Annotated in this window: 8 protein-coding genes, 1 other RNA gene and 1 pseudogene; 1 reads left to right on the top strand and 9 read right to left on the bottom strand. The window is 58.0% G+C overall.

What is annotated here, in order from left to right; genetic code table 11:
- Positions 1-215: 215 nt before the first annotated feature.
- From O6929_07995 to rnpB, 8 genes and pseudogenes are all read right to left on the bottom strand, one after another.
- Positions 216-446, bottom strand: coding sequence for a hypothetical protein (locus tag O6929_07995; GenBank protein ID MCZ6480327.1), 231 nt, complete (start codon positions 444-446; stop codon positions 216-218).
- A gap of 5 nt (positions 447-451) precedes the next feature.
- Positions 452-544 (bottom strand): annotated as a pseudogene (locus tag O6929_07990) (IS1 family transposase).
- A gap of 451 nt (positions 545-995) precedes the next feature.
- Positions 996-1,727: a hypothetical protein gene (locus O6929_07985; protein MCZ6480326.1), complete on the bottom strand. Its 732-nt coding sequence runs from the start codon at positions 1,725-1,727 to the stop codon at positions 996-998.
- Between the two features lie 88 nt (positions 1,728-1,815).
- Positions 1,816-1,941 (bottom strand): hypothetical protein, encoded by a 126-nt coding sequence (locus O6929_07980; GenBank protein ID MCZ6480325.1) that lies wholly within the window; start codon positions 1,939-1,941, stop codon positions 1,816-1,818.
- Between the two features lie 316 nt (positions 1,942-2,257).
- Positions 2,258-2,602: a hypothetical protein gene (locus tag O6929_07975; protein MCZ6480324.1), complete on the bottom strand. Its 345-nt coding sequence runs from the start codon at positions 2,600-2,602 to the stop codon at positions 2,258-2,260.
- A 622-nt stretch (positions 2,603-3,224) separates the two neighbouring features.
- Positions 3,225-3,485: a type II toxin-antitoxin system RelE/ParE family toxin gene (locus O6929_07970; protein MCZ6480323.1), complete on the bottom strand. Its 261-nt coding sequence runs from the start codon at positions 3,483-3,485 to the stop codon at positions 3,225-3,227.
- Between the two features lie 3 nt (positions 3,486-3,488).
- On the bottom strand, positions 3,489-3,737 hold the full coding sequence (locus tag O6929_07965) for a type II toxin-antitoxin system Phd/YefM family antitoxin (GenBank protein MCZ6480322.1): 249 nt from the start codon (positions 3,735-3,737) through the stop codon (positions 3,489-3,491).
- 219 nt (positions 3,738-3,956) lie between these two features.
- Positions 3,957-4,397, bottom strand: an RNA gene (gene rnpB / locus O6929_07960) — RNase P RNA component class A.
- An 810-nt stretch (positions 4,398-5,207) separates the two neighbouring features.
- Here rnpB and mltG point away from each other — a divergent pair.
- Positions 5,208-5,795, top strand: a complete 588-nt coding sequence (gene mltG / locus O6929_07955; GenBank protein MCZ6480321.1) for an endolytic transglycosylase MltG — start codon at positions 5,208-5,210, stop codon at positions 5,793-5,795.
- A gap of 337 nt (positions 5,796-6,132) precedes the next feature.
- Here mltG and O6929_07950 read toward each other — a convergent pair.
- Positions 6,133-6,252 (bottom strand): aldehyde dehydrogenase family protein (locus O6929_07950; protein MCZ6480320.1); only part of this gene is annotated, 120 nt, incomplete at its 5' end.

The following is a 6,252-nucleotide window of genomic DNA, read 5'->3' as shown; positions in this document are numbered from 1 at the left end:
GAGAAGCATGTGATGAAAAAACGGCAACTTACTGATATGCGAGGTGAGGTATACGAGTCAGTCGAATACGTTGGCGCGGTGTCTTGGCGACTTACCCTCAGGAGAGCTGCACGGTCAATTCCACCAGGATGCGCCAGAGTGTATGTTGCGATGCGACACGTTGTCAACAATTTTCAAGTTTGTTATGTCCTAATTTGGAGCTGTCAAATTCATCCTCATCTGTTTTTATCTAGCCAACTTTGAGCCATAGCAAGGCCGTATTGCTGTGCCCCGTCTAGCGTTTCAAAGAACCGGGCCTCAGGGAAGAAAAGCTGCTGTTCGATGACTCCTCCAGGAGTAGGGGAAAAGACCTTGATGTCAGCGATCCATTGGCCAGATATTGGTTCATAGGGCACGATGCGAATTCTGTGGTTCTTGTAAGAAAACTCGCTTGCCTCTGCCATCATGGCAATAACTCCTCCATCATCCAAATCCCATCCGTAATGCTTGCCGCCATCGCCGGAGTCACTCGCAGGGTTCGATGAATCCTTCCGAAATTGTAATGGCCCGGACCCCCCCTGACCCTAGCGTGTGGCCCCGTTTCCGTCTTTAGAACAGGGCCACGATAAATCACAGGAGCATAAGCCCAAGCACCACCCCAACAATGCACCCGGCGAATGCCTCCATGGACCTGTAGTAGTCTTCCTCTGCCTGTCGTTTTCTTTCATCCGCGTTCAAAGATGGCCCCACAGTCCAAATACTTCACGTTCAACGTGTCGCGAGCCGCTCGCAGTTTGACCGGAGGCTGAATACTTCTTCCCGTGCCTGCTAATCAGCTCACCGCAGAAACAAATTCCGCCTATCTCATCCATAAACCACCTGCACGGTCGCATTCCCGTACTTCCCCCATCGGAGAATCACCGCCAACAGCGCTATAGTATGTGCAAATGAATCCGAGCACGAGCATTTTCCAGATCATTGAATGATCCCACCGACCTGCAGTCTAACGGCCGCGCTCAGCGGCGCGGCTCGTCCGAGCCCACTGAAGCGCGTTCTTTGGCTGGCGGTTTGGGTTTCTGGTCAGGATGTGATCCGAGGAGTCCTTCAACTTGCTTCACCATGCGGGTCAGCTGAACTTGGGATCCTGCCCGCTGGAGAAGAACAACGGCGCGGTTCGGTTCCGCTGCCGCGATAGCTTCGAGCGAATCGAATAAGAGGGCGGCTTGGAACTCAGCGACGATGGCTCGAAGGAGGCGCACGCTCGCCGGTCCTACGTCAATCTTGCGACCGCCGTACGTCAAGAACTGACCGGCCATGTTCAGGAGGTCACCTGGAATCGCGAGTTCATGACGCCTTGGCCCACCAGGAAGGCGTTCCTCAAAATGCTCTAGATGGTCGCGACCATCAATTCGCTCCGTCAGCTCGGCGTGGTAGCGTCGCAGGACAAGGCCTGTTCGGCGGAATCTGGTGCTGTGGGCGATAAATCGAGTCAGTTTCGCGATGCGTGCCCAGCAGATAAGGTAGAAGTGAACCTCATCAAACAGCGACCGGGTGCGGGCAGCCGCCCGCCTCAAGAGACCCACCTTTGCCCTCTCGATTCGACGCTGTTGGCGCCTCGCCGCCTCAAAGTACGACTCCACTGCGCCCAACGCGATGACGGGACCGGACACCTGGTCGTGATTGGCGAGAATCAGCGCCGCGCGGAGGGCCTGAGACGGATCAAGCGCCCGAATCACTGCCTTCGGCACCCGCCGGAGGATGTCAGGAGGACTTGGTGGTCCAATTTTGGGATTAGGCAGTTGGACTTTCTCCTATGAGCACGTCGCCTCTCCGGCCCTACGACACCTTGACAAATGTTGACGCAGGAATACCCCTCAGGGTCTTGACGATCGCATCGATCCCCTGGGCGAGGGATCCGAGATGGTCCTTGGCTTGCTCACCGAGCCGCACAGCCCCTGGCAAATCTACCCCCCCCTGTCGCGCTTGCGAAACTCGCCGGCTTTCGCAATATACACCCATGCAACCAGGCCAAGGGCTATGCCCCCTAGGATGAGTAGCTCGTAGGGCTCGCCACCCCAACGACCACGGCCGGAACCACCAGCGGGCGTCCTGGGCACTGTGCTTAGCCCGATTATCACCAAGCACGTGGCGGAGCCGAGTAGGTGGCGAAACCATTTGGGCAGCTCCTTTAATGTTCGCACGTTACACCTCCGCTTGCTCCCCGGCACGAGAGAGGGGCGATAGCTGCGCCACACGACGCCGTCGATGGCGATGGCGATCAAGGGTCGGCGGGCTTTCCCCTCCTTGGCCCAGATGCCCGATCCGTAACTCCCGCAGCTGATCTTTCGCGTGTTCCCCGTGGCCTCAAGGACCGCTCGAACTCGATGATCACGTTCCCGTAGGAGGCGTCCATCCGGCCACGCTTCGGACCCAGCGGAGTGTCGATGCGGATCACCGTCTGGACGCCGGCGGCGAAGTCGGTCGGTGCCGGGGTCCCGCAGAACAGCTCACCGATCAGCGTGGCGAAACGGGAGGTCTTGGCGCGCTCGTGCGGAGAGGAGCGGACGTTTCGCAGATAGCGGAGCAGTGTCGAGCTGGTCTTGTCGTCGAGTCTCTCGCTCATCGGTCAATTCCGCGGCTATAGTACTTGCAAATCAGTTTGAGGACATGGCAGAACCATACCTTCCGCCGGCCCTCTTCGAATTGCGCCGCGCCGGTGTCCCTCCTATTCGATCAGGGACGCCGTGAGCAGCCCCCAAAACGTCTTACGTCGACTTTTCATAGTGTGTCGCCTACCCGTGCTGCCACACGTGCCGCAGCCAGGCTTTTCGCCGCCCCCACAATTCGGCCATTCCGGCGTTTCTCTATCATGCCCCGCCGACTTTACCCATGCACGGGCTACCTTCTTGATCAAAGGAGCGATCACGGCTGTCACTGCATGATGAAAGTCGAAGCCGCCGTCACGCCAAGGAAAAACAACTGCCAATCCCAATCCATGGCCGCTCTCCGAAATGCGCCGCCTCACCTTATCCTATCCCAACCAGATGCCCTTACCGGACGAACTCATTAGAGACTTAGGAGTATTTACCGATTGTCAAAAGACGAAGGGTGTCCCTAGGTAACCAAAAGACATTTGCCAGGGGTGTATCTCTTGGGGGTCTACTTACAGGCCCGGATTCTGTGCGCGGGTTTGGCTTTTCTTGAAGCGGGTCAGGCAGGATGTCTAACTTGACGGCAAGTTGTTATCACCGGTAGATTTCGCGCCGATGCCCGACAGCCACAATTACAATTACAAGGCGCTCCGCCTCCACGATGTAGAGAATACGGTAGTCTCCCACCCGGATGCGGCGCAGGTCTTCTGTATCCTGTAGTTTTTTCGATCCTGGCGGGTAAGGGTTATCAGCAAGGGCCAGAATGCGCTTGTCGATTTGTTTCAGGACCTTCTTGGGAAGAGACTCTAGGGCGCGCCTTGCAGCGGGGGTTACCTCGATCCGGTATCGGGCGATCACTTACGCGAGGCCTAGCGCCTTGCGAACGATCTCGTAGGGGATGCGCTCGTCGGACTCGGCTAGGATCTTCTTCGCGGCCTCTACATCAAGACGGTCCTCCAGCTCCTCAAGGAACCGCAGATCCTCAATCGGGACCATAGCGACAACGGCCTTACCGTGGCGGTCGATGACCACCCGCTCCTTGCCGTAGGCCACGCGATTCAGGGTCTCTCCAAAATTATCCCGAACGGTACTTGCCTTGATAGCCATTTAAACCTCCAAATCGTACAAATCCTACAAAACGTACGTTATGGGTAGTATCGCTTGTCAGGCCCCACTTGTCAAGTGGTTTTATCATTGCGGGGGGCAGGCAGGCGCGTCCGTCCGCCAGACAGGTGTTCGCACGATCCGGACCAGAAGTAGCAATAATCGATAGATAGCGGGGTGGCGGGCCAAATCAGGCGTAAAGGATTGAAAAGAAAGAGTGCTGGCCGGAGTAGGCCTATAAGCCGGGTTCTGTATTCGCCCAAAGGCGAACGGTAGTCATTCCTCTGGGTTCCGCATCGCTACGGAACTCTAGCGGCCTACCCGTTCCGCCTGCCTTTCTGGCCATGAGAGCGGGCCACTCTCATCCTCACTCGCGCTCGATGAACGACAGCGTGGAAGCGGAACCTATTTGACCTTGCTCCGGGTGGGGTTTGCCAAGCCAGGCCGTCACCGGACTGCTGGTGCGCTCTTACCGCACCTTTTCACCCTTACCCCGCAGGCAGCTCCCTGCAAGAAAAAGAGCCAGAGCTGCTGGCGGGGCGGTATGTTTTCTGTGGCACTTTCCCTGGGGTCACCCCCGGTGGGTGTTACCCACCACCCTGCCCTGTGGAGCCCGGACTTTCCTCCCCGATCAGCGATCGGAGCGACCACCCGGCCCACTCCGGCCACACAAAATATAGCCCTTTCAAGCCCCCATGGCAAGGAGAGAATAACTCCCGCTTAGTTGCCGCAAGATCCTGCGAGGGGCCTGGAACGGTTCTGGGGGAGGTGTCCGTTTTTCGGCAGCCGCTTCGAAACCGTCACCGAGATAGAGGAAAACCCCTCTTAGAATGCCTTAAATTTTCGTAACTTCCGACAACAGAGGTTGGTACAGATGTTGCGATGGTAGCGTTGGACCTCATTCGGATCTCATGATGTACACCGCATGAGGGACCCAGAACACGGTTCATAACTGCCGACTCTTGGAGGAGCCAATGCCTCGCAGATACTATACGATCATGGTAGACTCCGGCCCGGCCTCTCGCATTCGGCAATTTCACTTTTCCCCGCAAAGTCTTCAGGCCGCCCTCCTTCTCGGGATCCTTGCCGCCGTGGCTATCGCCTTTCTCGTATATCAGAACGTCACCTTACAGCTGAAGCACCGGGAACTCCAGCGCCTGCAGCAGACCGTCCAGACACAGGAGGGCCGACTGGGGGCTAAGTTACAAGGGTTCAAACACGAGCTCGGGCGTCTGCAGGCCTTGGATAAAGGGGTTCGCCGCTGGGCCGGGATAGAGCCTGGCCAAGGCGAGACAACACTCATGGCGGTGGGTGGGGGCACCCTGGACCTTCGACAGGCCTTAAAGGAGGGAATGGTCCGGGCTCGCAAGGTAACCATTCCTGAGGGATCCACCCTCCGTCAGATTGCCAGACTGCTCGCGGTGGAAGGGCTCGCGGACGGGAAACGGTTCCTCAAGTTGGCCAGGGCCGTCGGTGGCCAGCTCGCTCGTACCAGAGGCAGAGACGCTCGAGGGATTTCTCTTCCCCGGTACCTACCACTTTGTCAAGGGTCAGAAAGAGGAAGCGATCCTTCACGCCATGGTCCAGCGGCTCTTTCAGGCTTTCCCCATTGAGGACGAGCTCCGGGCGCAGCAGCAGGGGAGGAGCCTGCACGAGATCGTCACCCTCGCCTCCATCGTAGAGAAGGAGGCGGTGGTCGATCGGGAGATGCCGGTCATCGCGGGAGTCTTCTACAACCGCCTCGAGCGGGGCATGCGCCTGCAGGCCGACCCGACCGTTCTCTACGGGAGGCGCGGTCGAGGCCGGATTCGGACGCGGGACCTACGCGCGAAACACCCCTATAATACCTACATCCACCACGGTCTTCCGCCTGGGCCCATCGCCAGTCCGGGCAAGGCCGCGCTGAAGGCGGCTCTGGATCCCGCCCAGGTCAACTATCTCTACTTCGTCTCCAAAAATAATGGGACCCATTATTTCTCCCGGAACCTGAAGGAACACAATCGGGCCGTTCGGAAATTCCAGTTGAGCCGCCGGTTCCGCCGCAGGCGGAGAGCTAGTTGACGAGGGTGGGTATTTCCTACGTCCAGTCGAAGTTCTGTAGCAGTCGTTCCGACCGACGCATTCTTCTCTGTGAAACATTCAGAATCCAGGAGGCGATATTCGACTTGGTGACCGGCAGGGGGAGGCGCCTCAGGTGTGGGTGATGTGATCCGCCGCGGTCTGAAAGATAGGCCGCGCGGCCAGTCCCCGGTTCATCACGTGGTAGGTGGCGCCGGGGAATTCAATGCGGAGTGGGCGAGACATGACGGGAGGGTAGCATGGTAAGGGAGTTCCGTCAAAAAGCGACTTGACCCCTTTTTTTTGACCCTTTTTTTTACTGTGTTTCTCGATCAAGAAGTTACAGCCGGGCGCAGACGGCCTTCACTTCGGTATAGAGCTCCAGCGCGTCGTGGCCCATCTCGCGGCCCCAGCCTGATTGCTTGTATCCGCCAAAGGGGAGCGCGGCGTCGAATATGTT

The sequence above is a fragment of the Candidatus Methylomirabilota bacterium genome (genome assembly GCA_027293415.1).
GTDB lineage: Bacteria > Methylomirabilota > Methylomirabilia > Methylomirabilales > CSP1-5 > CSP1-5.
Note: the sequence above shows the minus strand (reverse complement) of the source record. Positions and strands in the feature narration are given on the sequence as shown.

What these genes read in the sequence shown, in the direction of transcription:
- O6929_07995 (MCZ6480327.1), bottom strand. Translation starts at nt 446, where the DNA reads ATGATGGCAGAGGCAAGCGAGTTTTCTTACAAGAACCACAGAATTCGC.
- O6929_07965 (MCZ6480322.1), bottom strand. Translation starts at nt 3,737, where the DNA reads ATGGCTATCAAGGCAAGTACCGTTCGGGATAATTTTGGAGAGACCCTG.
- O6929_07975 (MCZ6480324.1), bottom strand. Translation starts at nt 2,602, where the DNA reads ATGAGCGAGAGACTCGACGACAAGACCAGCTCGACACTGCTCCGCTAT.